Genomic DNA, 23,448 nt, shown 5'->3' with positions numbered 1-23,448 from the left:
GCCATGCCGAGTCTGAATGACTCTATTTTCTCTCACACCATCACCTACCTCTGTGACCACAGCAGCGATGGGGCCATGGGCCTTGTGATCAACCAACCTCTGGGCATCGATATGACCGAGGTCTACAAACAGCTCAACTGCGAGCAGATCAGCCAAGATACCCCGGCGCCGGTACTCTGCGGCGGCCCGGTGCAGCCTGAGCGCGGGTTTATCCTGCATAGCCCCGAGCAAATGTGGGACTCCAGCCTGGCGGTGTCCGATGAGGTGATGCTGACTGCATCGAGGGATATCATTGAAGCCATGGCTCGCGGCGAAGGCCCGCATAAAGCCCAGGTGACTCTCGGCTATGCCGGGTGGGGCCCCGGCCAGCTCGAAAGCGAAATTGCCGACAACGCCTGGCTGACCTTGCCTGCCGATAGCCGCATTATCTTCGACACCCCCATTGAGCAACGCTGGGCCGCCGCCTCGCAGCAACTCGGGGTAGACATGAACCTGATTTCCGGTATTGCGGGCCACGCCTGATCATCGAGCCACAACCTCTCCGGCCCCATATTCATACCTATGGCACAAACCTTATTGGCATTTGACTATGGTACGCGCAATATCGGCGTTGCCACGGGTAACACCATCGCCGGCGCGGCAACTGAACAGCCGCCCCTGGCCGCCCGTGATGGCATTCCCGATTGGAATCTGGTGGAAAAGCTGCTGCAAGAATGGCAGCCGAATCTGGTCCTGGTTGGACTTCCGCTAAATATGGATGACAGCGAGAGCGAACTCAGCACCCGCGCCAGAAAATTTGCCAATCGTGTACACGGTCGCTTTGGCGTTAAAGTGGAACTGGTGGATGAACGTCTAAGCACTTTTAGCGCCAAACAAGAGGCGGCAGAGCGAGGCCATCGGGGCAACTATGGCGACAGCCCCATCGATTCTATTGCCGCCAGACTGATTCTGGAAAGCTGGCTGCAATCCACCCGTTAATCACCTGGTTTTTGAGCCCCGTTACCCTAATTTCCTGCTATAGGGTAATATCAGTCAAAATAACAATTATGATCGCCTATGAAGCAGGATAAACCCACCTCCATTGATATCGCCTATCGGGCAGGCGTGTCCCAGTCGACGGTATCCCGGGCGCTGCGCAACAGCCCGCTGGTCAGTCAGGAAACCCGCGATCGGGTTCAGGCCATCGCCAGGGAGCTGAACTATCACGTCGATAAAATGGCCAGTAATCTTCGCAGTCAGGCCACACGTACCATTGCCTTGTTGCTGTGTGAGGACCCTACCAGCGATGACAGCCTTATCAATCCGTTTTTCCTCTCCATGCTGGGCAGTATTACCCGGGCCACCGCCCGCCAGGGTTACGATTTACTGGTGTCGTTCCAGCAATTGACGGAGGATTGGCACGCTCAGTACGAGGACGCTCACCGAGCCGATGGCATTATTCTTTTGGGCTACGGCGACTATATTGACGTCAAACCCAAACTTGACCGTCTGCAGGAGGCCGGCGCGCACTTTACCCTGTGGGGCCCGGCCCTGAAAGATTTGCCAGGCCACTCAGTGGGCTGTGACAATCACCAGGGCGGCTTTCTCGCCGGGGAACACCTGATCAAACAGGGAAGAACCAAAATCGCCTTCCTCGGCGATGCCTCCCGACACTTTCCGGAGTTCCGGGAACGTTATCTGGGCTGTGCCGACGCCCTTGCAAGCTACGACCTCAGCCTCAATCCGCACCTGCAGGAGGACGCTGAGAATCTGGAGGAATCAGGCTATCAGGCCTGCCAGCAACTACTGCAATCCGGGCAGGACTTCGATGCCCTATTGGCCGCCAGCGACCTGATTGCCATTGGCGCCATTAAAGCCCTGCAGGAAGCCGGCATAGAAGTCCCTGGACAAGTAGCCGTAGTGGGTTTTGACGATATTCCCTCCAGCGCCTACGTGAACCCGCCCCTTACCACTGTGCTGCAGGACACCAGTGCCGCCGGAGAGCTGCTGGTGGATAATCTCCTGGCCCAAATCCGCGGTGAATCCACTGGCACGCAGTTATTGGAACCGCGCCTGGTGGTACGGCAGTCCTGTGGTTGCCAAGCTACCCAACCTGAAGGCTAACGTTGAGTCAGTACACCGGGCGACTTTGACAGGCGTTTTACTAACTCGGGATGATTAATCGGCTGGTTAAACAGCAGTACCCGAATGCCGTGGGCCTCAACCTCCGCACTCAAACGCCCCTGCGCTAGATCTAGCGATTCACCGGTGAATGCGTCGGTCCAGCTCCCCTTTGGCAGCAGGTTCTCAAGGGAATAGGCCTCCGCTTTGTCACCTTTATTCAACAGCACCAGCGCCGTCTGGTGTATGCCGTCTTTTTGGTAGATGCGCAGAAAGCTGGCCCTGTGTCCGCTAAATTCAAGGTTGATCTGTACACCGCGCTGCAACGCAATATTGTCTCGTCGCAGGTGGGCCACTTTTTTAAGCGCCTTGTAGATGGGATGAGTGACAGCCTTATCGACATTCGCCTGTCCAAAATAATTACGATTGCCTTCGTGCTCGCGGGTACCCGCCATAAAACCGATTTCTGAGCCGTAGTAAACCACGGGAATCCCCCGCGATGTGAACAACCAGTTGTTGGCGTCGATAAAGCCCTTCTCGTCGGCGTTGATACGGCTCATATCGTGGTTGTCGTAAAACGTCATCAACTCATAGGGGTTGGCATAGAGCCCATCTTCCAGGTGCAGATAGTCGAGGAGCTGAGAAAAGTCGGTATCGCGCTTTTCAAAGACTTCAATCATTCGCTGGCGTCCGGCGAAGTCCAGCACGCTCATACCACCGTTTTGCGGCCAGGTGTGCTCGGCCAGCTTTTCCGCCTCCCAGTTGTAGCTCTCGCCAAACATAAAGAAACCGGGGTGGCGTGCGCGAATCCGCTCACTGAACAGTTTCCAAAAGCTGTGCGGCATGTGTTTGACGGTATCGATACGGAAAGCGTCGGCACCCTGATCAATCCAGTGCAGATAGGCGTTGATCAGATACTCCTGCAATTCAGGGTTCTGCTCGTTAAAGTTGGACAACTGAGCCGTGTGGGGATCCTTAATCGGATGAAAAAACTCATGCAGAGGCTCGCCTTGCGGATTCAACTGCTCAGGCAGTTTATTTTGGTGATCCGCCAGCAAACGATTTTCGGCGTCGTAAACTTCGCCATAGCCCGGTTGATCAATCGGCATGCTGAACGAGGGCGAACCATGGTTGGCCACGACATCCAGCACGGTTTTCAGTCCCTTGTTATCCAGCGCCTGTGTCAGCTGGCGAAAGCTGAGACCCGGCGATTCCCAGTGCTCGTCCACACGGTAAAAGTTCGTGCCCCAGTAACCGTGGAACCCGGTCTTGCCCTGGTCACCCCAGCCGCCGAATTCCACCTTGTCCCCGCCGGCAAATGCTTCGTCCGGATTATCCACAATGGGGGAAATCCATACCGAAGAAAACCCCATATCACGGATATAGTCCGCATTATTGAGCAAGCCACGGAAGTCACCTCCCATGTAACCGATATTGGCGTGACGCCCATCCGGTGCTATCAGAGGCCTGTCGTAAGTGGGGTGCTTACCGCCTTGATCGACTTGATTGTTGCCGGGATCACCGTCCACAAAGCGATCGGTAATCACAAAGTACACGGCCTCGGACGCGAACGGCTCATGGGTGCCGACAATCTCCATGGCGCTGTCAGAAATAGCGTTTTCCGATACGCCTGCGAACAGGGGTGCAGAAATACTGGCCGCCAACCATAAGAGTTTTTTCATAGCGATATCACAACCTGTCATAGCTTACTGAGCCGTGCTGCTTGCCTGAAAGGCGGCCAGATCCTGCGGCTCCTTAACCCTCAGTACCAATACGCCCGCCAGAATCCAGCTGGCGCCACCCAGTACCAGTGCATAAATGGCCTGACCGGCAAACAGATGGTTGATGAGAAAACCCAGAATGCTGGCTGCCAGAATCTGTGGAATTACGATAAAGAAGTTGAAAATCCCCATGTAAACACCCATTTTCTGTGTCGGCAGTGAACAGGATAGAATGGCGTAGGGCAGTGACAAGATGGAAGCCCAGGCAATTCCTACCCCTACCATGGAGAGCATCAGCCAGGCCGGATCGCGAATCCAGAGGAACGACATCAAGCCGAGCCCGCCCAACCAGAGATTCACAAGATGCGCCAGTTTGTGGCTGGTGCGATTGGCAAACCAGGCAATAAAGAACGCCGCCAGAGCAGCAAAACCATTGTAAGCGGCGAACAGCACACCCACCCAGTTAGCGCCTTCATTGAACAGCTCGGTGGTAGTGTCAGAGGTGCCGTAATGGTGAGCAGTAACCGCCGACGTGGCATAGATCCACATGGCAAACAGAGCAAACCAGGAAAAGAACTGCACCCAGGCCAACTGCTTCATGGTCTCGGGCATGGCAAACAGATCATCCATAATCTGCCCCAAACCGGTCTCTTCCTTACCGGCCTGCTTGAGCTTGGCAACCAGCAGCTGCAACCCACCGAACAGCATCAGGCCGAATCCCAGAATATAGAGCTCTTTCTCCAGACCAAACCCGGCCACAAGGGCAGTGGATAAGCCACCGGCCAGGATCCAGACCCAACAGGCCTTGAGATATTGCGCGGCGGTGCGCGGCGGTTCGTTGCCCTGCAATTGCTGGTGTACGGAATCCATTTCCTGCTCCGCAAATGCGGCCATCTGCTCCGGGGAATATTCGCGGGTGGTAAACACCGTCCACAGCACCGCCAGCAACAACACGACGCCACCGGCGTAAAATGAGAACACAACCGAATCCGGCAAACCGCCATCGGTGGCCACATTACTGACATCCCACCAATTGGCCATCATCCAGGGCAGGGCAGAAGCCACAACCGAGCCGACGCCAATAAAGAAGCTCTGCATGGCAAAACCGCTGCTGCGCTGTTGCTCGGGCAGCATGTCCCCGACAAAGGCGCGGAACGGTTCCATGGACACATTGATCGATGCATCCATAATCCACAACATGCCTGCGGCAATCCATAGGGTTGGGGAATGGGGCATAAACAGCAGTGCGGCGGATGACAGCAAAGCTCCGTACAAAAAGTACGGACGGCGACGACCCAGACTGGTCCAGGTGCGATCACTCATATAGCCAACGATGGGCTGTACCAGCAAACCGGTGACGGGAGCCGCGATCCAGAGAATGGGAATGTCGTCAATGGCCGCTCCCAAGGTCTGGAAGATTCGGCTGACGTTCGCGTTTTGCAGGGCGAACCCGAACTGGACGCCGAGGAAGCCAAAACACATGTTCCAGATTTGCCAAAAACTCAGTTGAGGGCGACTTTTATTCACTTCTCTCAATCTCCCGCGCCAGGCGCTTATGCTTTATCGTGTTACCCATGCTACGCCCCCGGACCCGTCATCAACAAGCGGCTACATACGTATTCAGGGGCTTGCAAGACAGATAGATTGAAGGCCCCTTAACCGTTGTTCAGAATCACGAACTGATGTGGTTCCAAGGCAATACTTTCTCCAATCAATTGGCCTTGCCCGAATATGGCTTTGTAACCATCCAGGGGCGTTTCCAAAGTCACCTTCGCAGGTTGGTCTGACAGATTCACCGCTATCACGAGATTTGAATCTTTATTCACCCGACGAAAAGCATAGGCCTTGGTCTGGTCAGACTGGTAACTGAGCGCCTGAAACTTGCCTCCGCCCGGCCCACTCCACAGTGCGGACTGACTGTCTTTAAGGGTCAACAAGTCGGAATAAAACGCCTGCAGTGGATAATCCTTCCAGTCAATGGCATCTTTCTGGAAAAACTTCAGCCGCTTGTCCATCGCGGACTCCTGACCTGAGTAAATCAGGGGCATGCCATCCAGGGTAAAGCTGAGCACGGCCGCTGCCTTATGGGCTTCGCCGAAGCGTTCAAACACGGTGCCGTTCCACGAGTTTTCATCATGGTTGGTGGTAAACATCATCAATTGATGGTCGGGGGCAAATTTCTCCGCACGCTGCTGCATGTATTCATCGATAACCTTGGGAGCTTTTTCACCCTTCACCACGGCATTGATCAGATGGTGTGCCTCCCAGCCGTAGGACATATCGAAAGCTTGCTGCAGCTCTGGTTTTTCTGCTTCAGCCAACATAAACACGGGTTTAATCGCATCAAGCTGTGGACGAACATGGTTCCAGAACTCCGTATGTACCTCACCGGCAACATCGCAACGGAAACCGTCCATATCCACTTCCCGAAGCCAGAATTGCATGGCTTCGCTCATCCCCTGCCACAGCGCCTTGTTGTCATAATTCAAGTCCGCCACATCAGTCCATCCCCAGGATTCACCGGTGCGCGCGTCAATGGGATCGGTAATATCACCGTCGGCATTCTTGCTGTACCAGTCAGGATGCTGGGTAATCCACGGGTGATCCCAACCCGTGTGATTCGCCACCCAATCAAGAATCACTTTTTGATTCAGCTCGTGTGCTTTGGCGACAAGCGCCTTAACGTCCTCCAGCGTACCGTAGTCCGGATGAACGGCGGTATAATCCGCTATGGAGTAATAGCTGCCGAGCTCGCCTTTGCGTTTGACTTCGCTGATGGGTTGAATCGGCATCAGCCAAATGATGTCCACACCCATTGCTTTCAACCGGGGCAATTGTTCAGTTACAGCCTCTAACGTACCTGCCTCGGAAAACTGGCGTACGTTAACTTCGTAGATGGAAGCCTGGGAATAAAAGTTCTCTGCGAAACCTTTGTCCTGGGTTTCCGTTACCACTTCAGCCTGTGGATTTGGAACAGAAGCTTGTTCGTTGATGCAGCCCAACAACAGGGAACTGGTCACCAGTGCAAGAGAAACCGGTTTGATCATAATCACTCTCTCATTATTTAATTGATTACAGTCGTGTATTAATTATTGAATTCGAACCTTCCGACGCTCTCCATCCCAGGAAAACGACAGGGTCAGTAAACGGGCTTTGCGGTCGTAATGAATCTGCTTGCGGTCCAGGCGCTGACCATCGACACGTACAGATTTTGGTTTGTGCCGCCAGTTGTGCACCTGCAGCTGAATCTGCCGGCTGGCGGGTCGACCTTCATAGGCGTAACCCTCTCGCTGCAGTGAAATGGTCAGACTCTTCGCGCTCTGGGTTGCCTCAAAATTCAGAAGTTCATACTGCTCTTTATTGAATGCCTGATGCGTCTTGCCATCGTCGTCATACATATGACCGCTGGACGCTTTTACTGAACGGTCCGCGTAGTAGTGAAGCGTCAGATCGCGTGTGGAGTATTGTTTAGTATTGGCGATATTGTGGCTCAGCATTGGAATAAACGCACCGGCCTTAACCATTACGGGAATAGCCTTGAGGTCAACATCAATATCTACGGTGCGCCCGCCTTTGATGCGTTTATCGCTGTGAAAATCGAACCAGATGCCTGCGGGCAAGTGCACTTGCTGAGAGTCCACACCGGGTCGGGTCACCGGGGTGATCAATAGAGAATCGCCCCACAGATAGCTGTCTGTATTGTCGATCAATGTCGGGTCGGATTCATCGGCGAACATCAATGGCCTTGCCAACGGCATTCCGGAAACGGAATTCTCCCAGGCCATGGTGTAAAGGTACGGCAGCAGACGGTAGCGCAGGTTGATTTGATCCCGCGCCATATCCTGTATATCCACCGAGTGGAATACCGGTTCAGGTGCAATATTTTCCTGGGCGTGAGGGCGGAACACCGGTTGGAATACACCGAACTGCAACCAGCGCGTATAAAGCTCCGGGTCAAATTCGTCGCCGCCGGCAAAGCCACCCAAATCTGAATGGGTATAGGCCAGCCCCAGCAATCCCATCTGCAATGACAATTCGACCTGCGGTTGCAATCCGCCCCAGCTGCGACTGACATCGCCGGTCCAGGGAATCATGCCGTAGCGTTGAGAACCCGCAAAGCCTGATCGCATCATAATCATGGGTCGACGTTCGGGATAGGCCTGTAGTGATCGCTCGAATAACATCTGTGCCCAGCGATGACCGTAGACATTGTGCAGTTCATCACCGCTGCCGCCCTTGTGATGGATGTCCGCCGGATGCACTTCGGGCTCTCCCAAATCTCCCCAGAGACCCGTCACGCCCTGCTTTAAAAGCTCGTCGTAAATGTTCCAAAACCAGTCCCGGGCACGCTCGTCGAAGAGATCAATCAGCCCGGTATTGCCAAAGTAGAAGTCAAATCGATAGGGTTCACCCTGCTCGTCGGTGGCCAGTACCTTTTCTCGTACCGCTTCTTCCCAGCGAGTCGAAGATGACAGGATAAATGGCTCGGTAATCAGTACCGTATCCACCCCTTGCTCGCGAAAATCGGCGATCATTTGCTTCGGCTCTGGAAACGCCTGTCGATCCCAGGCCAGATTACCCATATGTCCTTTGACATCGGCGCCGAACCAATATAGATCCAACACGACGGCATCGAGAGGAATATTCTGTTGTTGATAACGCTGCACCACGTCCCGGGTTTCCGCTTCGGTGTGGTAGCCAAAGCGCGAAGCAAAACTGCCAAATACCCAGCGGGACGGCAAAGGCTGATAGCCTGTGGCTGCCACGTAGTTTTGCACCAATTGAGCGTAGCTTTCGCCGGCCACCACCACATAAGCGCTTCGTCCGGAAACAGCTTCAAACTGCAGAATATCGCTTTCCTGCTTGCCCAGATCCAGGCTTCCTTTTGCGGTGTTATCGAACAGCAGAATATATTTGTTCGTCGATAACACGGCCGGCAATCCGTAGTACATTTGTTCTGCTTGGGTGGTGTAGCCATAGCTGGCTTTGTTATAAAGCGGCAGCCGATGTCCGCGACGATCCATGCCCAACACGCGCTGGCCAGTACCCATCAGCTTTTCGTGGTCCTGCAACTTGAAGCGAAAACCCAGAGCCGCTTCTTTTTGAAAGAAACCCTGCTCCTCAGCTAGCAATAACTCACCGTTCTGATAATAGGCGATTTGAAAAGGCTGTTTCTGAATGACGGCTTTCAATCCCGTCAGAGAAAACTCGATCCGGTCATGGTGCTCGATCAGATTGACTTCTGTATCCCGCGGTGTAACCAAACTGTGGGATGGGAAACGATGATTGTCCGACAAGCCGGCAGATCTATAGCGTACTTCAAGGGCGTCGCCGGAATGGGGTTTAAGTCTGATTTCGTGTTGATTGGTTTGAAGCTGGAGAACATTATCCACCAGCTTGTGAGAAAGGTAACGCTGTTCTTCGGCAACAACAGACAGCGCCAGAAATACGATAAAGAACAGCGGAAACTTAAGGGGGTGAGCAAAATGACTGGTCAAAATTATCCCGGCGCGTTTTTACCGCGCACATCCTTTTGAAAGTTGGTTTCGAGCTTGAATTTGGCCGGGCTATTTCAGGCAACGGCAACGGTGGCCTGACGTTTGCAATTTTCGTCAGATACCAACTTTAACTGCTCGTGATGCGGTTTAAAGTTGAGAGCACACCCTTGAATGAATTGTTGCATATCCTTGAGCTTGTATTTGTGCGCAAGCTCATTGCCGGGCCGAACCTGATCGGCTCCCGGAAGAAGCCCTTTACCGGCCAACAAACAGTTCCAGGAGACATTCGGGAAGTAGGCATCGAGTTTTTGCCGTTCGAGCTCATCGGTGATATTTTTCCCGGCCATCCACGACATCAAGATCTCTCGTAGAGAACGAGACAGGTTTTCGTTACGGCCGTTTTCAATCCAATAGTCTGTATCGGAGCGTGAAGTGATTCGGTAGTGACAGACAATATAGTCTCGAACAGCGTCAAACCGGGTGTTGATATGGTTGTTAAACTGATCACGGAATTGGTCGCTGCCCTGACCGCGATTGAAAGCGTCAATAAACTGCACGACGGTTTCCTGAACCATATCGAGGGCAGTTGCTTCCAAAGGTTCGATAAAGCCTTGTGACAAACCAATAGCCAAACAGTTTTTGACCCAGTGATTTTCGACTCTTCCCACTTTGAATTTTAATCGGCGGGCTTCCAAGTCTGAGTCTAACAGGCCAAGATGCTGGCGAAATTCAGTTTCCGCTGCATCGTCATCGACAAAACTGGAGCTATAAACGTAGCCATTACCGAACCGGTTGGTCAGAGGAATCTTCCAGGCCCATCCGTACTTTAAGGCCGTGGAAATGGTTTGTGGTGAGATCTGTTCCGCTTGAGGGGTTGGAAAAACCACCGCGGAATCATTAAACAGGCTCTTTGCGGCGCTGATAAAAGGCACCTTCAACGCCTGTTGCAGAATCTGGCTGCGAAAGCCACTGCAGTCAACGAAAAAGTCTGCCTTGATATTGTCGCCGCTGTCGGTCATCAGGCAGTCGACGTTGCCCTGGCCATCCAGGGCGACATCGGTCACCGTGGCCTGGTGATAGCGAACCCCTTTTTCGGCGGCTTTTTTCGCCAGGAATTTTCCCAGGAGGCCAGAGTCGAAATGGTATCCGTAGTTTATCTCGAACGGAAAATTGGGTGGCGTCACCGGAGCAAGGTTTTGTCGAGCCAGCTCGGTGGCCAAAAAGAAGTGGTCGGGGTGGCCGTCCAGGTCCACACCCTGGCGGCGCAAAAAGCTGTTGTGGAAAAACGCCGGCGCAGTAAATTCATCCGGCTGCGCCAGAAACGGATGAAAGTAATGACTGAATCCCGGTTTCGTGGACCAGTCCTTGAAGGTAATACCAACCTTATAGGTCGCATTACATTCCGGCATCCACTCCCACTCTTCCACGCCGATGGTGTCGAAGAATCCCTTCAGCGGTGGCGTCGATCCTTCACCCACACCGATAATACCGATGTTGGGAGACTCCACCAGCGTGATCTCGATATCCTTATTCTGCCAGTGGGTTGCCATTAAATTCGCGGCAATCCAACCGGCAGTACCGCCCCCCAGAATCACAATGTTCATTTTTTTGCTGTTCATTGTATCTCTCTGCGTTTTGGGAAAAAACGCCCGGCCGGCAGAGCCTTTCGGGCGGAGGATAACGTGTTAGCGTTCAGACAATCATCAGTACCTGTAGTTTAGCCCCAGGTAATACTGACGACCGAACTCCTTGTACTCTCCCAGTGCGGAGTCCACTCCGTAAGAGGTTATACTGGCTTCATCCGTCAGGTTATTCACCTGGAAGACCACCGACAATCCATTGTCAAAAGCGTAGGAAGCCTGGTAGTCCATAGTGGTGTATTCCTTGTTCCACACCGGCGTCGAGCTGCCGGGTACGGGCATGACGTTGACGAATTCGTCGCGGTAACGCACGTTCAGGTGTGTGGTAAAATTCTCCCACTCCCAGTAGACGGTTGTACTCCAAACGTTTTCTGACAACCCCGGTAATGGCAGAGTCTCGCCATAAAGGCTGCCGCCCTGCACCTCGGTCTCACTCTCGGTATAAGAGTAGCTGGCGGTAATACCCAGACCACTGAGCATGCCTGGCAGGTTGGAGAAGGTCTTGGTACCGGCGATTTCTATGCCGCGAATATAGCCGCCTTCATCGTTGTTCTGGAAGGTCTGGAAGATCCCGTCAACCATGCCTTCTGGCGTTTCAATACCCAATGATGCGAAATCGATCTCACCCGCGCCGTAGGAGATGCCTTCCACCAGGCTTTCAATGTCCTTCCAGAAAAGCGCAACGGTTACCGCACCTTCGTCCTCAAAGTAATGCTCATAGGAGAGGTCCAGCTGCTTGGCGCGGAATGGATCCAGATAAGGCGAGCCTTTGGTCCAGACATTGTACTGGTTGCCACCCAGCTCACCGCCGTTCCAGGAACCGGCCCCACCTTTGAGCTGGCCTGAAGGCGGACGCCCCATCACCTTGGCTGCCGCGAAACGTAGAATGTCATTTTCGCTCAGTTCAAAGTTCAGGTTAATGGACGGCAAGGTATCGGTGTACTCAGGACCAAAGCTAACGTAGTCGTAATTGGTCTGGGTCACGCCAACATCATCGGTAATGGGCACGCCATTACCCTCGCCCACGTTCTGCACGCCGCTGGACTTCACATCAGTCTTAACGACGCGGACACCGAAGTTACCGGTGACGGGGATACCGGCAAACTCAGTATCGATGTTGGCCATCAGGTAGTAGGCCTTGGTTTTTTCGGTCAGCTTACCGGATTCCACAAAGGTCCAATCGCGGCTGAATACCTGCTTGCCGACATAGTTGCCGGCACCGAATATGCTGTCGGCAAGGCCGGAAAGGTCGGTAACAGCGAGATGATCGGGAGCGCCATCAACGGATTCCACACTGACGAAACCGTCAAGCGAATGCGTCTGGCAGGTTGGCAGATCCGACAGGTTATCTGCACAGTAGGAAGACCAGTTACCATCGCCATCGACAAACTGATACTGGCCATCGCGAGCACCATACAGGAAGGTGCCTCGTTCAGAACCGAAGACACGCTCTGAGGCACGGTAGCCGACTTCTACTGAGCGAATCGGCCCCCAGTCCAGATCAAATTCAAAATCGATCTTGTAGCTGTCAATTTCATCGGTGTAGGTATGTGGATACTCTTCGTAACGGGAGAGACGCATAGTATCCAGGTCAGTAAAGTCGGTGCTGAAAACGGCGTTTGGTGTTTCATCGCCGTTACCGGAGTAGGTCAGGGTCTGGCCATTGACTTCTTCCCAAGTATCCTGAGTCAGTGGATTGCCGTTGCTATCCAGACCCGTTGCCGTACCAAACTGGTAGGCATGCATAGTGGCCAGGCGGTCTTTACGGGTTTTTTCACCCTCACTGTGGGAGATATCCAGAGCAACGCGTGCGCGGTCTGTAATATTCCACTCCAGATTGAGGCCGTAGCTGTCGGCGTCCGCCTCGGTAGACTGGTCTTCGGTACGGGCTTCAAACCAGGGGCTGGAGTCGCCTGCCGTTTTCGGGTCAGTGATGGTAACGGTACCACCGTTCACAACTCCGCCGGAGATGTCTGCATCGCTCAGGGCGAAGGTATCGAGATTACTGCCGAGGCCACCCACGGTGATTCCGTGGCGGAAATCCTCAGATTCCAGCTCGGTTTTGAAGTAGTTAACTTCCGCTTTGAAATTTTCGTTAGGTTCCCAGACAACGTGTGCCAGGTAACCGTCGCGGATGTCATTACCGGTACCGGCCTGCCATTGAAAGGCACGTGCACGTTGCTCATCAACGCCGTCGCCGTCAACATCGCCGCTGCGGAAACCGATCTGTCCGTCCGCACCGGCGCGAGAACCGACAAAATTGTTTGGCTGCTCCAAGTGCGAATAGCCCAGGCTCACACCCAGGGTATCGTCCATGAATTTACCCATATACGACAGGCTGTAGCGTTCACCGCTTTCATCCGCACCCACATCTCCGGCGGCATCGTTAAAGGATGCACGGATATTGGCAGCAAAGTTGTGCTCTTTTTCTGCCAGCAGTGGATTGGCCGTTTTGAGTTCGACGGTGGCGGCCACGCCGCCTTCAATATGAGAAGCTTTGGGAGACTTATAGACAGCAGCCTGTGTAATCAACTCGGCGGGATACTGGTCAAAGGACATCCAGCGACTGTTTTCGGTGTAGGAACTGGTGGAAGCCTGTTCGCGACCATTGAGTGTGGTCTGGATAAAGTCGCCATTCATACCACGCACGTTAAGTTGTGAGGATTGTCCTGAATCACGTACTGTGGTTACACCTGGAATCCGTCCAAGGGCATCGGCAATAGACTGATCGGGCAAAGCGCCCATAGCACCGGCGTCTACCAGATCGGCAATAGTATCGGCTTCGCGCTTGGCGTCCAGCGAGTTAACGATACTGCGACGAATACCAAGTACTTCGATTTCTTCAATCGCCGCACTCATCTGCTCATCTTCGGTCGTCTCGGTCTGCGCCCAAACGGAAGTGGATGCTGCACTGGCGGCAATGGCCATAGACAGTAAGGTGGGTGCAAAACGTAGGTTTTTCTGTGACATCTCAGACATCCTCTCTTTGGAATGGCGTTGTTATGTTGTGAAGACATGTTAAGCGCGGTGGATCTGGCAAAACAATTGCTTGCATACGTATTCAGTCTTCCCCCCCTGCCGGCAACTTTTTTCACACCCGGCGGGGCGCCATTCAAGCCTGCTTCAGATACTGAAACTCCTTGTTTTATAAATACTTAGCGAATTTCACTTTTGAATCTTGGTGACTAAAAAGCGACGAATTTTTGTGTTTTCAGACCCTGCAAAAATGCATACGTATGTAGTCCCTTGCGGCTCAATTGAGCATTCACGTATCGTTTTAGCCTGAACACCGGAGTGCGATCTCGAAGCGCTCCGTAGAAAAATTATAGATCTGAATCAAGAGTGTTGGAGCGTAATCTATGGTGCAGGATAACTGGTGGCAGGGAGCGGTAATCTATCAGGTGTACCCACGCAGCCTGTACGATACCAATGGTGATGGTATCGGAGATATCGCCGGGATCATTGAAAAGATGGACTACATCGCCAGCCTTGGTGTGGATGCCATCTGGGTATCCCCCTTCTTTAAGTCTCCCATGAAAGACTTTGGCTACGATATTAGTGATTATCGGGATATCGATCCTATTTTTGGCACCCTGAAAGACTTTGACGACCTCATCGAGTGTGCCCACTCAGCAGGCGTAAAAGTGATTATCGACCAGGTACTCAGCCACACATCCGATCAACATGCCTGGTTTCAGGAAAGCCGCCAGAGCCGCGACAACGACAAGTCGGACTGGTATGTCTGGGCGGATGCCAATGAAGACGGGGGGCCTCCGAACAACTGGCTATCCATTTTTGGTGGCGGCGCCTGGCAATGGGAACCTCGCCGCGGTCAATACTTCCTGCATAACTTCCTCGACAGCCAGCCAGACTTGAATTATCACAACCCGGATGTCCAGCAGCAGATGCTGGAAGAAGTGGAGTTCTGGCTCAAGCGCGGTGTGGACGGGCTGCGTCTTGATGCGATCAATTTCTGCTTCCATGACGCTCAGTTGCGGGACAATCCTCCGAAGCCACCGCAAGAGCGCCAGGGTCGAGGCTTTAGTGAAGATAACCCCTATGCATTCCAGTACCACTACTACAACAACACGCAACCGGAAAACCTGGCGTTTCTGGAACGACTGCGCCAACGGCTGAATCGCTATCCGGGTGCGGTTGCCCTCGGTGAAATCTCTTCGGAGGATTCATTGGCCACCATGGCAGAGTACACCGAAGGGGATCATCGACTACACACGGCGTACAGTTTTGAATTATTGGTGGATGACTTCTCTGCCGACTATATTCGTTCAACGGTGGAAACATTGGAGCGTCGAATGGAAGGCGGCTGGCCCTGCTGGGCGGTTGGCAATCACGATGTCGCTCGGGTGATGAGCCGCTGGGGTAACGGCCAGCATAGCGAACAACTGCCTAAAATGATCAACGCCATGCTGGGATCGCTGCGCGGAGCGGTGTGCAGTTACCAGGGTGAGGAGCTGGGTTTGCCGGAAGCGGAGATTCCTTTTGAGCAGTTACAAGATCCCTACGGCATCGCATTCTGGCCCAATTTTAAAGGCCGGGACGGTTGTCGCACGCCTCTGCCCTGGCAGAGTGGCGAAACCAATGGTGGCTTTGGCACTACCGCCCCCTGGCTGCCGGTGCCACAATCCCATCGTGAAATCGCGGTGGATGTACAGGACAGTCAGCCCGATTCGACATTAAACCATTACAGACAGTTTCAACGCTGGCGTAAACAACAGATTGCCCTGCGCCTGGGAGACATTGAGTTTATGGATTCAGCGGATAACGTTCTGATGTTCCTGCGTCGACACCCGGAGCAGCAAGTTCTGGCGTGTTTTAACTTCAACAATTCAGCGATTCGTGTGGAGCTTCCTGCTGCGGTTAAATCAATGACCGGGCATGGTGGTTATGAATTGACTGTAGAAAATGCCGGCGTGCAATTGCCACCATTCGGAATATTTTTTGGGACGCTTTGACTGAGTGCCTAAACCAAAAAGCCCCGCATCCGAATGGAAGCGGGGCTTTTTTGTGTCCCTAAAATCGGGCTACTGGCAATTACGCCTGAGGACCGGCAGCCTCAATTTCAGCGCTGACGTTAAACTTCTTGATGTTCTCGGCGAACAGTCCTGCGAGCTTGCCTGCCGCATCATCGTAAGCACTTTTGTCAGACCAGGCTTCACGCGGGTTCAGGTACTTGCTGTCGACACCGGGAACCTCGGTAGGAATCTGCAGGTTCATGGTTTCCAGAGTCTCGGTGGCAACACCTTCCAGTGAACCGTTCTGACAAGCCGCTACGACGGCACGGGTGACAGGGATCGGGAAGCGCGAACCTTCGCCGCCAGGACCACCGCTGCCGCCGGTCCAGCCAGTGTTAACCAGGTATACGTTAGCATCGAACTCTTCAACACGCTTCATCAACAGCTCAGCGTATTCACGGGCAGGACGCGGCATAAACGGAGCACCGAAACAGGTGGAGAAAGCCGGGTTGATACCTGCGGCCGCGCCCATCTCAGTCGAGCCAACGCGAGCGGTGTAACCGGACAGGAAGTGGTAAGCCGCGGCTTCTTTGGACAGGATGGATACCGGAGGAATAACACCGGATACATCACAAGTCAGGAAAATAACGTTCTTGGGCTCACCGGCGCGGTTTTCTTCCACTCGCAGCTCAACGTGCTCCAGCGGGTAAGAACAGCGGCCGTTTTCTGTCAGGCTGGTGTCGGAGTAATCGGGTACACGCTGGTCATTGTGAACAACGTTTTCCACGATGGCGCCAAAGCGGATCGCATCCCAGATAACAGGTTCGTTTTTCTGTGACAGATCGATGGTCTTGGCGTAGCAGCCACCTTCCATGTTAAAGACAGCGCCCTTGGCCCAACCGTGCTCGTCGTCACCGATCAGGTAACGCTCAGGGTCAGCGGACAGAGTGGTCTTGCCGGTACCGGACAGACCGAAGAACAAGCAGGTGTCGCCTTCTTTGCCGACGTTGGCGGAACAGTGCATAGGCAGCACGTCTTTCTCAGGCAGCAGGAAGTTCTGTACAGCGAACATGGCTTTCTTCATTTCGCCGGCGTACTTGATGCCTGCCAGCAGTACCTTGCGAGCTGCAAAATTGACAATAACGACAGCTTCTGAGTTGGTGCCATCGCGCTCGGGCTCGCAGACAAAGTTGGCGGCGTGGAGAATGTTCCATTCTTCCTTAGCCTTGGGGTTGTAGTTGGCAGTACGGATAAACATGTTACGGCCGAACAGATTGTGCCAGGCGGTTTCGGTGGTCACTTTAACCGGCAGGTAGTGATCGGCATCTTCCGCAACGTGCAGATGGGAAACGAAGGTGTCCACCTGGGCAACGTGCTCTTCCACACGGCTCCACAGAGTATCAAACTTGTCGGCGGCGAAAGGACGGTTTACAGAACCCCAATCGATGCTTTCTGAGGTGGAGGGCTCGTCCACGGTGAAGCGGTCAGCGGGGGAACGACCGGTGCGCTTGCCGGTTTCACAAACCAGGGCACCGCTGTGGGCAAGGTAACCCTCACCGCGTTGCAGCGCCTGTTCGACCAACTCGGCAGAGGTGAGGTCGGTGTATACGGTCGGAGCCGTGTCATCAATCTGTGTCATTCGTTTGTAGTCCTGTCAGCTTGTGGCCTGTTGGCCTTTCGCAGCGGCCCTCATCGAATTGATTTGGAGCTGAAAAAGGCAGTCTGTATATCGTTATATCCCCCCCGGATGCATTGCCCGAGGGTTGGTCTGAATTTTGGGGGCGCTATTATGTCAGAAAACCAAATGCGAATCGATCCCGTATTGCCGCTTTTTTAATCAGCCCTGGAAGCGGCGGTCTGGTCAGTGAATGGGAGATTCCCTGTCGCCGAAAATCTCCTCCAGATCGGTACTCCCAAAGGCATATACCTGGTTACAGAACTGGCAGTTAATAGAGATCATATCCTGCTCACTCAGCAGCGCCTCAACTTCCTTGCGCCCCAGGGATACCAGGGCATTGGCGGAGCGCTCGCGAGAGCAGCTGCACTCAAACCGGACACCGACGGGGTCAAACATTCGGACTTCTTCTTCATTAAAAAGGCGATAGAGCAGATCGGCGTGATCCAGTTGCAGCAACTCTTCATTCTTGACCGTATCGGCCAACTGAGTCGCGGTTTCCCAGTGGTCCTGGTTTTCTTCTGCGCTGGCGCTGATTTGACGAGGCAGGGCCTGTAACATCAGGCCGCTGGAGGCCTGGTCGTCCGATGCCAGCCAAAACCGGGTCGCCAGTTGTTCGGATTGAGCAAAATAGTGCTCCAGACAGCCACTGAGATGAGGGCTATCCATAGGCACGATACCCTGGTAGCGCTCTCCCTTGTCGGGATCAATGATAATGGCGAGCATACCGGTACCGAGCAGCTGCTGCAGATTGGCGGACTCCAAGCCGCTGAAATCAGCGCCTTCGGCGGTTTGTACCACTGCCCTGACGGCCTTATGGTGGCTGCATTCGGCCATGATCAATGACAGCGGACCATCGCCACGGGCCTGCAAGGTCAGAATGCCATCGAATTTGAGTGTACTGGACAGCAGGCTCACTGCCGCCACGAATTCACCCAGCAGTGCCTGCACCAATGGGGGTAAACCCGGGTTATTAGCCAACACCTGTCGGTAGGTATCTTTCAAGGTGACCACTTCCCCGCGGATGTCGGTGTGGTCAAACAGGAATCGGTGCATCAAATCGGAACTGGACATGACTTTGGCTCGGTGCTGTATAGGCGGAATCGCGGGCGGCGATTCTACCACGGCAGATTTCCCGACCGCCAGATCACAGCAAGGCAGCGACCCGGCGATCAACGGGAATTGGCGGCACCGGGACAATGCTGCTGTATCTGCTGGCGAAAGGCCTCGGCCCTGCGCTCGCGCTCCTTCTCGGAGACAACCTCCTCACTGCCATCAGCCCTCCGAAACACGACCCGCCCCTGCATGCCCTTCAAAGCTCGGCGGGCACGCTCACACTGATTTTCGTGTTTTTGCCGCTGGAGTTGTTGCTGTTGTTGCTGCTGTTGTTCGTGTGCCAATTCGGCATCGGTCTTCTTTCGAAACAGGCGCTCCATTTTGGTGCGCTCGCGATTGCTCTCATCCACATTCACCGGTTTGAGATCATCAGAGATGTCCTCTGCCTCAGCTTGGGAGGGTCTCTTGTCGCTGTAATGAACGCGCCCCTGGTCATCCACCCACCGGTAAACTTCGGCCTTTATTGCCGCGCCAGGAAGAAGTACCAGCAACACGGCTGTCGTGATCAGTAAACGAGTAGACATAATGGACACCTTGAAATTAGCGAAGCCCCTGGGGCTCGGATTCAGATGTCAATTGACAGCCGTTGGCCCTGGGAACGCGATAGCGTGCAAGGATTTGAGCCTCGGTTGCCACCGCTTCAGCATGGTTAATGACCATCTGGTAGCCCTGATCATCCAGCAGTGTCGTAAACTCATGCTGGTTTTCGAGCACCAGACGGCAAAATTGCTCAAAGTCGCGAATAGGCTCGCCATTCACACTGCTGAGAATCCAGTTCTTCCAGTCGTGGTAGCCCAGATTCACATCGGCGGCTAACACCTTCAAGGCTACCACCAACTCTTGCTTCTCGGTACTGGAGCGACTATTTCGTGCATGGAGAAAGGATACGGGCGCCTGGCGATGCCAATCCCGCCCCCAGCGTTTGATCAGGTTCATATTGAGCGGTACAAACACCACGCCACCGTAGATAAGGTATTGTGGAATCTGCTCGAATTGCTGTGGTCGCACCAGGCTGTAGTTGCGATGGCCGGGGGCCACTTGCAAGGTAACCTTCATTTCCTCGCCGGCACGCACCAGATAGATGTCGACGTTGTCACCCCGGTGGTATTGGTCTATGGCATATTTGAAATTTGTCCGCAGGTTCTTGCGAAATTCAATGCTGCTGTCATCGGCAATTTTGTAGCCGTCAATGGCAACGATAACGTCATTGGGAAGCAATTTGCCGTCTGCAGGAGATCCCTCAAAGACATGTGCCACCAGCATTCCACCTCTGCGATCGGCGACACCATAGGCCTGCCGCATGGCCGGGCTGTCAAGCTCCTGAGATCGAAAGCCCAAGTCCGGGAAACCATCATGCTGGCCATCCTCAGCGTCCTTGAGCACATGTTTTATCACGCTTGGTGGCACAAAGTAGCCAAGGTTTTCTGCCCTTCCGCTGGTGTTTGCCTGCATGACCACACCGGCAATGCGATTATCGACTATCACCGGCCCGCCGCTATTGCCTGGATTGATGGCCGCATCGATCTGCCCTGCCAACAGGTAGCCGCCTGCGTGGGCGTAAAACTGATGTTCCACCCGGGACAATATGCCCTTGGTGATACTTAGGGTGGTGCCGCCAAAAGGATATCCAAATACGGACACCTCCTGCAGGGGCTCCGGCAGATCACCTATTTTCAGGGGCCGCAGCCCCTTGAAAAAGGATGGGTCCTCCACCTCTAAAAGGGCCAGATCTGCCTCGTGGGAGACAAAGGCGACCCGAGCCAGATATTTACGCGGATCGCCGTGCTTCTGCGCCTGGATATAGGTGGCATCAGCCACCACATGCGCATTGGTGAGGATTCGATTGCCTCTGATCACCGAGCCTGAGCCACTGCTCTGCTTCGCATTGAGCAGACTCCAGGGGGTAAAGTAGTCGGGCGGCGTGGAGGTCGTATGGATTTTGACCACTGCGTCCTTCAATCGCTCGATCTTTTTCGCGGTATCAGCGGCCACAGCTCCTTTGGACAGTCCAGATATGATCAGGACCAACAGGGCGAACCGGGAAAGACTGATAGAGTACTTCTTGGATTCCATAGGTGTTCCTTTCTTACGTCCTTCTTGCATCCTTTAACAGACAGCAGCACTAATCACCGGTGGCAGTGTCCTGCTCTCGAAAGCGGTGAATCTGGCGCCGCTGCTTTTTAGTGGGTCGGCGCTCGGTTTGAATGCCTGTGCCCCGCAACGCCTTGCGTTGGTCTGCCTCGGCCTGACGCTTGGCAATGCTCTGCTCGGTTTCCTTGTAAAGCAATGCCGCTTCCGGGGCACCACGGCGCTGATCAGACAGTGCCACCACTTCCACGGTCTTTTCGTCCCAGCCCTGGCGGATCGTCAGGCTCACACCGGTTTCGATTTCCTTGCTGGGTTTGATCCGTTGCCCCTCACAATGCACTTTGCCGCCATCGATCGCCTGCTTGGCGAGGCTGCGAGTTTTAAAGAATCGGGCCGCCCATAACCATTTGTCGATGCGCACACGCTGAAGTTCCGAAGCGCTCATACGGGCATAACCTCGTCGAAGTGATGAATGGCCGGATAGGCTTCTATATTTCGGTGCTCACGCTGGCTGTCGGGCTGATGCAGGCACAACAGGTGCCGAATCCCAAACTCTCGGGCGGAATCCAGGATTCTTACCGTATCATCAATAAACAGTGTGCGCTGGGGATCGAAGGGCTCTCTCTGGCGCAGTTGCTGCCAGAAGGCCTGGGCTTCCTTGGGTTGCTGAAACTCGTGAGAGGAAATCACCATATGCAGCCAGCGATCTATCTCCGTCACCTCCAGCTTGAGCCCCAGACTTTGAGGGTGGGCATTGGTAATCAATACCAATCGCTTATCCTGCCGCTGTAACGCCTGCAGAAACTCCACCACAAAAGGGCGAATCTGGATTTTATGCTGGATTTCCTGCTTCAGCGATAGAACATCCATTCCCAGAAACTCGGACCAGTACTCAAGGCAATACCAGTTCAGGGTGCCTTCGTGAGCTTTGATATGGGCGCTGAGCTTCTCCAACGCCTCAGCCTCAGTGATGCCATAGTGCTCGGCATAGCGCCTTGGCAGGTGGGTGAGCCAGAAGTAGTTGTCAAAATGCAAATCCAACAAGGTGCCGTCCATATCCAGCAGAACGGTATCTATGTTTTTCCAGTCAATCATGGTGCTTTTCAGTCGCTGCAGTCAGCGGCCAGTATGCCTGAAAAATGTCGATCATGTCGCCGTAGCGGGAGGAGAAAAGCTCGATATAATGGCGCTTTTACCCGGAGTCTGATGTGCCTCTACCTCCTCTGAGAGCCGAATCCCTGCTAGACCAGGTTATTGAACTGTGCCGAAAAGCCGGAGAGGCCATTTTGGAGGTCTACCACCACAGCGAGGGCTTTGATGTTGATACTAAATCCGATGATTCGCCGGTGACCGCAGCAGACCTGGCTGCTCACTCGATACTGGAACCGGGGCTACAGTCACTCTTGCCCAATGTTCCCGTGCTTTCCGAAGAAGGCACCATTCCCGACTACGAGGTGCGCCGACAGTGGCCACAATACTGGCTGATAGACCCACTGGACGGTACCAAAGAGTTTGTCAATCGCAACGGCGAATTCACCGTTAATGTTGCCTTTGTGCATGAGGGACGGCCTATTCTGGGTGTTGTCCATGTCCCGGTAACAGATGTGACTTATGGCGGCTATACAGACTCGACCGGCAAGGGGGTGGCATTCAAATGCGAACAGGGCCAGCGCCATGCTCTCCAAAGCCGCTCTGTTGAAGGTCTGGGCACCAGGGAGCGGCCGGTCATGGTTGTCGCCAGCCGCAATCACGGAGCGGCCGAGGTAGTGGCACTGTTGAACAGAGTCGGCGAACAATTGGGGGAAGTAAATACCCGCAGCCTGGGCAGCTCTCTCAAGCTGTGCCTGATCGCCGAAGGTGCGGCAGACCTCTATCCGCGACTGGCGCCCACCTGTGAGTGGGATACCGCCGCTGCTCAGGCCATCGTTGAAGCTGCCGGCGGAGCGGTGCTGAATGATCATTTTGAACCGCTGCAGTGCAACCAGGGCGAGAGTTTGCTGAATCCTCACTTCTTCGTGGTGGGAGACCCTCAGTTTGATTGGGCGGGGATTTTAGAGAGCTGATTAACCAGCTGAGGGCTCTAATTAACCAGCTGAGGGCTCTAAGTTAACCAGCTGAGGGCTCCTACCTGTAAAACACTCTGACGTTCTTGAGTAAAAACCGGGGAAATGCGGCCAAAAACCACCTGTAATGGGTGTTGGGCGCGACTTTCCTGCAACCGCTGTCTATGCTGAATGAAGGGCATCACGATGGTCGAGGTGCCCGGCAGCTCTGGGGAAAGCGTTATGAGTCACTCTGCAGCCACCTCTTTGGTCAATGTTGACGACCACAATTCCAGTGTTATGCGCGAACAGTTAATTCGAGAAATCACCGGCCTGGAGCGCAGGCTTGAACAATTGAAAATCAGCGATGGTCTGGTGGATTTTTCCCTGGAACAGACCTACAAGGAAATGATCCACTCCCGCCGGGAAATGCTCACCTCCCTGCCCATGGCCGGAGTCCGCTAAACAGCCCACTACCTGTACCGGGCCTTTGTCTTCAAGCGCCTGCCCTCGATGAGGGCAAGACGTGTTTATTGTGCCGAATAGATAACAGAGGCGACAAAAACGTTAACTGGTTCACGGAAAATTTGCCGCA

The 23,448-nt window shown here is 54.0% G+C and carries 18 protein-coding genes; 6 read left to right on the top strand and 12 right to left on the bottom strand.

From position 1 onward, the window contains the following. Positions 1–3 precede the first annotated feature (3 nt). From HBA55_RS08430 to HBA55_RS08420, 3 genes are all read left to right on the top strand, one after another. Entirely contained in the window at positions 4–522 is a 519-nt protein-coding gene (locus HBA55_RS08430) for a YqgE/AlgH family protein (RefSeq protein WP_240945979.1), read from the top strand. A 39-nt stretch (positions 523–561) separates the two neighbouring features. Then, a complete protein-coding gene (ruvX, locus tag HBA55_RS08425; RefSeq protein WP_166989335.1) occupies positions 562–978 on the top strand; it encodes a Holliday junction resolvase RuvX in 417 nt (138 codons plus the stop codon). A gap of 78 nt (positions 979–1,056) precedes the next feature. After that, the gene (locus HBA55_RS08420) at positions 1,057–2,103 is read left to right on the top strand and encodes a LacI family DNA-binding transcriptional regulator (protein WP_166989333.1); all 1,047 of its coding nucleotides are present in this window, start codon (positions 1,057–1,059) and stop codon (positions 2,101–2,103) included. Here HBA55_RS08420 and HBA55_RS08415 read toward each other — a convergent pair. The 6 genes from HBA55_RS08415 to HBA55_RS08390 form a co-directional block, all read right to left on the bottom strand. Next, positions 2,100–3,782: an alpha-amylase family glycosyl hydrolase gene (locus tag HBA55_RS08415; RefSeq protein ID WP_166989331.1), complete on the bottom strand. Its 1,683-nt coding sequence runs from the start codon at positions 3,780–3,782 to the stop codon at positions 2,100–2,102. The genes HBA55_RS08420 and HBA55_RS08415 overlap by 4 nt on opposite strands. 24 nt (positions 3,783–3,806) lie before the next feature. Beyond that, complete coding sequence (locus tag HBA55_RS08410; protein WP_166989329.1) at positions 3,807–5,348, bottom strand: MFS transporter; 1,542 nt, start codon at positions 5,346–5,348, stop codon at positions 3,807–3,809. Positions 5,349–5,476: 128 nt separating this feature from the next. Continuing rightward, the gene (locus HBA55_RS08405) at positions 5,477–6,868 is read right to left on the bottom strand and encodes an alpha-amylase family glycosyl hydrolase (RefSeq protein WP_166989327.1); all 1,392 of its coding nucleotides are present in this window, start codon (positions 6,866–6,868) and stop codon (positions 5,477–5,479) included. Positions 6,869–6,910: 42 nt separating this feature from the next. After that, positions 6,911–9,319 (bottom strand): glycoside hydrolase family 31 protein, encoded by a 2,409-nt coding sequence (locus tag HBA55_RS08400; protein WP_206019610.1) that lies wholly within the window; start codon positions 9,317–9,319, stop codon positions 6,911–6,913. 74 nt (positions 9,320–9,393) lie between these two features. Then, positions 9,394–10,938: a tryptophan halogenase family protein gene (locus tag HBA55_RS08395; protein ID WP_206019609.1), complete on the bottom strand. Its 1,545-nt coding sequence runs from the start codon at positions 10,936–10,938 to the stop codon at positions 9,394–9,396. Between the two features lie 84 nt (positions 10,939–11,022). Next, complete coding sequence (locus HBA55_RS08390) at positions 11,023–13,929, bottom strand: TonB-dependent receptor (protein ID WP_166989325.1); 2,907 nt, start codon at positions 13,927–13,929, stop codon at positions 11,023–11,025. 389 nt (positions 13,930–14,318) lie between these two features. On the opposite strand from HBA55_RS08390, the gene HBA55_RS08385 reads away from it, so the two are divergent. After that, complete coding sequence (locus HBA55_RS08385) at positions 14,319–15,932, top strand: alpha-glucosidase family protein (RefSeq protein ID WP_166989323.1); 1,614 nt, start codon at positions 14,319–14,321, stop codon at positions 15,930–15,932. Positions 15,933–16,011: 79 nt separating this feature from the next. Here HBA55_RS08385 and HBA55_RS08380 read toward each other — a convergent pair whose 3' ends face one another. From HBA55_RS08380 to yrfG, 6 genes are all read right to left on the bottom strand, one after another. Next, the gene (locus HBA55_RS08380) at positions 16,012–17,571 is read right to left on the bottom strand and encodes a phosphoenolpyruvate carboxykinase (RefSeq protein WP_166989321.1); all 1,560 of its coding nucleotides are present in this window, start codon (positions 17,569–17,571) and stop codon (positions 16,012–16,014) included. A 222-nt stretch (positions 17,572–17,793) separates the two neighbouring features. Next, positions 17,794–18,681 carry an Hsp33 family molecular chaperone HslO gene (gene hslO / locus HBA55_RS08375; RefSeq protein WP_166989318.1) on the bottom strand — a complete coding sequence of 296 codons (888 nt, stop codon included), beginning with the start codon at positions 18,679–18,681 and terminating at the stop codon, positions 17,794–17,796. 98 nt (positions 18,682–18,779) lie between these two features. Beyond that, on the bottom strand, positions 18,780–19,247 hold the full coding sequence (locus HBA55_RS08370; protein ID WP_166989316.1) for a DUF4124 domain-containing protein: 468 nt from the start codon (positions 19,245–19,247) through the stop codon (positions 18,780–18,782). A 16-nt stretch (positions 19,248–19,263) separates the two neighbouring features. Continuing rightward, positions 19,264–20,796, bottom strand: a complete 1,533-nt coding sequence (locus HBA55_RS08365; protein WP_166989314.1) for a S1C family serine protease — start codon at positions 20,794–20,796, stop codon at positions 19,264–19,266. A 49-nt stretch (positions 20,797–20,845) separates the two neighbouring features. Further along, positions 20,846–21,256 carry an RNA-binding S4 domain-containing protein gene (locus tag HBA55_RS08360; RefSeq protein ID WP_166989312.1) on the bottom strand — a complete coding sequence of 137 codons (411 nt, stop codon included), beginning with the start codon at positions 21,254–21,256 and terminating at the stop codon, positions 20,846–20,848. Further along, complete coding sequence (yrfG, locus tag HBA55_RS08355) at positions 21,253–21,906, bottom strand: GMP/IMP nucleotidase (RefSeq protein WP_166989310.1); 654 nt, start codon at positions 21,904–21,906, stop codon at positions 21,253–21,255. The genes HBA55_RS08360 and yrfG overlap by 4 nt, the downstream gene beginning before the upstream one ends. Positions 21,907–22,019: 113 nt before the next feature. Between yrfG and cysQ the strand changes: the two genes are divergently transcribed. Together cysQ and HBA55_RS08345 are read left to right on the top strand one after the other, a co-directional pair. Then, positions 22,020–22,874, top strand: coding sequence for a 3'(2'),5'-bisphosphate nucleotidase CysQ (gene cysQ, locus HBA55_RS08350; RefSeq protein ID WP_338109377.1), 855 nt, complete (start codon positions 22,020–22,022; stop codon positions 22,872–22,874). Positions 22,875–23,096: 222 nt separating this feature from the next. Next, positions 23,097–23,318: a hypothetical protein gene (locus HBA55_RS08345; RefSeq protein ID WP_166989308.1), complete on the top strand. Its 222-nt coding sequence runs from the start codon at positions 23,097–23,099 to the stop codon at positions 23,316–23,318. Positions 23,319–23,448 lie beyond the last annotated feature (130 nt).

Origin of the sequence: Pseudomaricurvus alkylphenolicus (assembly GCF_011683955.1) — a bacterium.
Taxonomy (GTDB): domain Bacteria; phylum Pseudomonadota; class Gammaproteobacteria; order Pseudomonadales; family Cellvibrionaceae; genus Pseudomaricurvus; species Pseudomaricurvus alkylphenolicus.
This window is presented reverse-complemented; position numbering and strand designations above follow the sequence as displayed.

What these genes read in the sequence shown, in the direction of transcription:
- HBA55_RS08345 (WP_166989308.1), top strand. Translation starts at nt 23,097, where the DNA reads ATGAGTCACTCTGCAGCCACCTCTTTGGTCAATGTTGACGACCACAAT.
- HBA55_RS08395 (WP_206019609.1), bottom strand. Translation starts at nt 10,938, where the DNA reads ATGAACAGCAAAAAAATGAACATTGTGATTCTGGGGGGCGGTACTGCC.
- ruvX (WP_166989335.1), top strand. Translation starts at nt 562, where the DNA reads ATGGCACAAACCTTATTGGCATTTGACTATGGTACGCGCAATATCGGC.
- HBA55_RS08430 (WP_240945979.1), top strand. Translation starts at nt 4, where the DNA reads ATGCCGAGTCTGAATGACTCTATTTTCTCTCACACCATCACCTACCTC.
- HBA55_RS08360 (WP_166989312.1), bottom strand. Translation starts at nt 21,256, where the DNA reads ATGAGCGCTTCGGAACTTCAGCGTGTGCGCATCGACAAATGGTTATGG.
- HBA55_RS08385 (WP_166989323.1), top strand. Translation starts at nt 14,319, where the DNA reads ATGGTGCAGGATAACTGGTGGCAGGGAGCGGTAATCTATCAGGTGTAC.
- HBA55_RS08405 (WP_166989327.1), bottom strand. Translation starts at nt 6,868, where the DNA reads ATGATCAAACCGGTTTCTCTTGCACTGGTGACCAGTTCCCTGTTGTTG.
- HBA55_RS08390 (WP_166989325.1), bottom strand. Translation starts at nt 13,929, where the DNA reads ATGTCACAGAAAAACCTACGTTTTGCACCCACCTTACTGTCTATGGCC.
- HBA55_RS08380 (WP_166989321.1), bottom strand. Translation starts at nt 17,571, where the DNA reads ATGACACAGATTGATGACACGGCTCCGACCGTATACACCGACCTCACC.
- HBA55_RS08420 (WP_166989333.1), top strand. Translation starts at nt 1,057, where the DNA reads ATGAAGCAGGATAAACCCACCTCCATTGATATCGCCTATCGGGCAGGC.
- HBA55_RS08415 (WP_166989331.1), bottom strand. Translation starts at nt 3,782, where the DNA reads ATGAAAAAACTCTTATGGTTGGCGGCCAGTATTTCTGCACCCCTGTTC.
- yrfG (WP_166989310.1), bottom strand. Translation starts at nt 21,906, where the DNA reads ATGATTGACTGGAAAAACATAGATACCGTTCTGCTGGATATGGACGGC.
- HBA55_RS08365 (WP_166989314.1), bottom strand. Translation starts at nt 20,796, where the DNA reads ATGGAATCCAAGAAGTACTCTATCAGTCTTTCCCGGTTCGCCCTGTTG.
- hslO (WP_166989318.1), bottom strand. Translation starts at nt 18,681, where the DNA reads ATGTCCAGTTCCGATTTGATGCACCGATTCCTGTTTGACCACACCGAC.
- HBA55_RS08370 (WP_166989316.1), bottom strand. Translation starts at nt 19,247, where the DNA reads ATGTCTACTCGTTTACTGATCACGACAGCCGTGTTGCTGGTACTTCTT.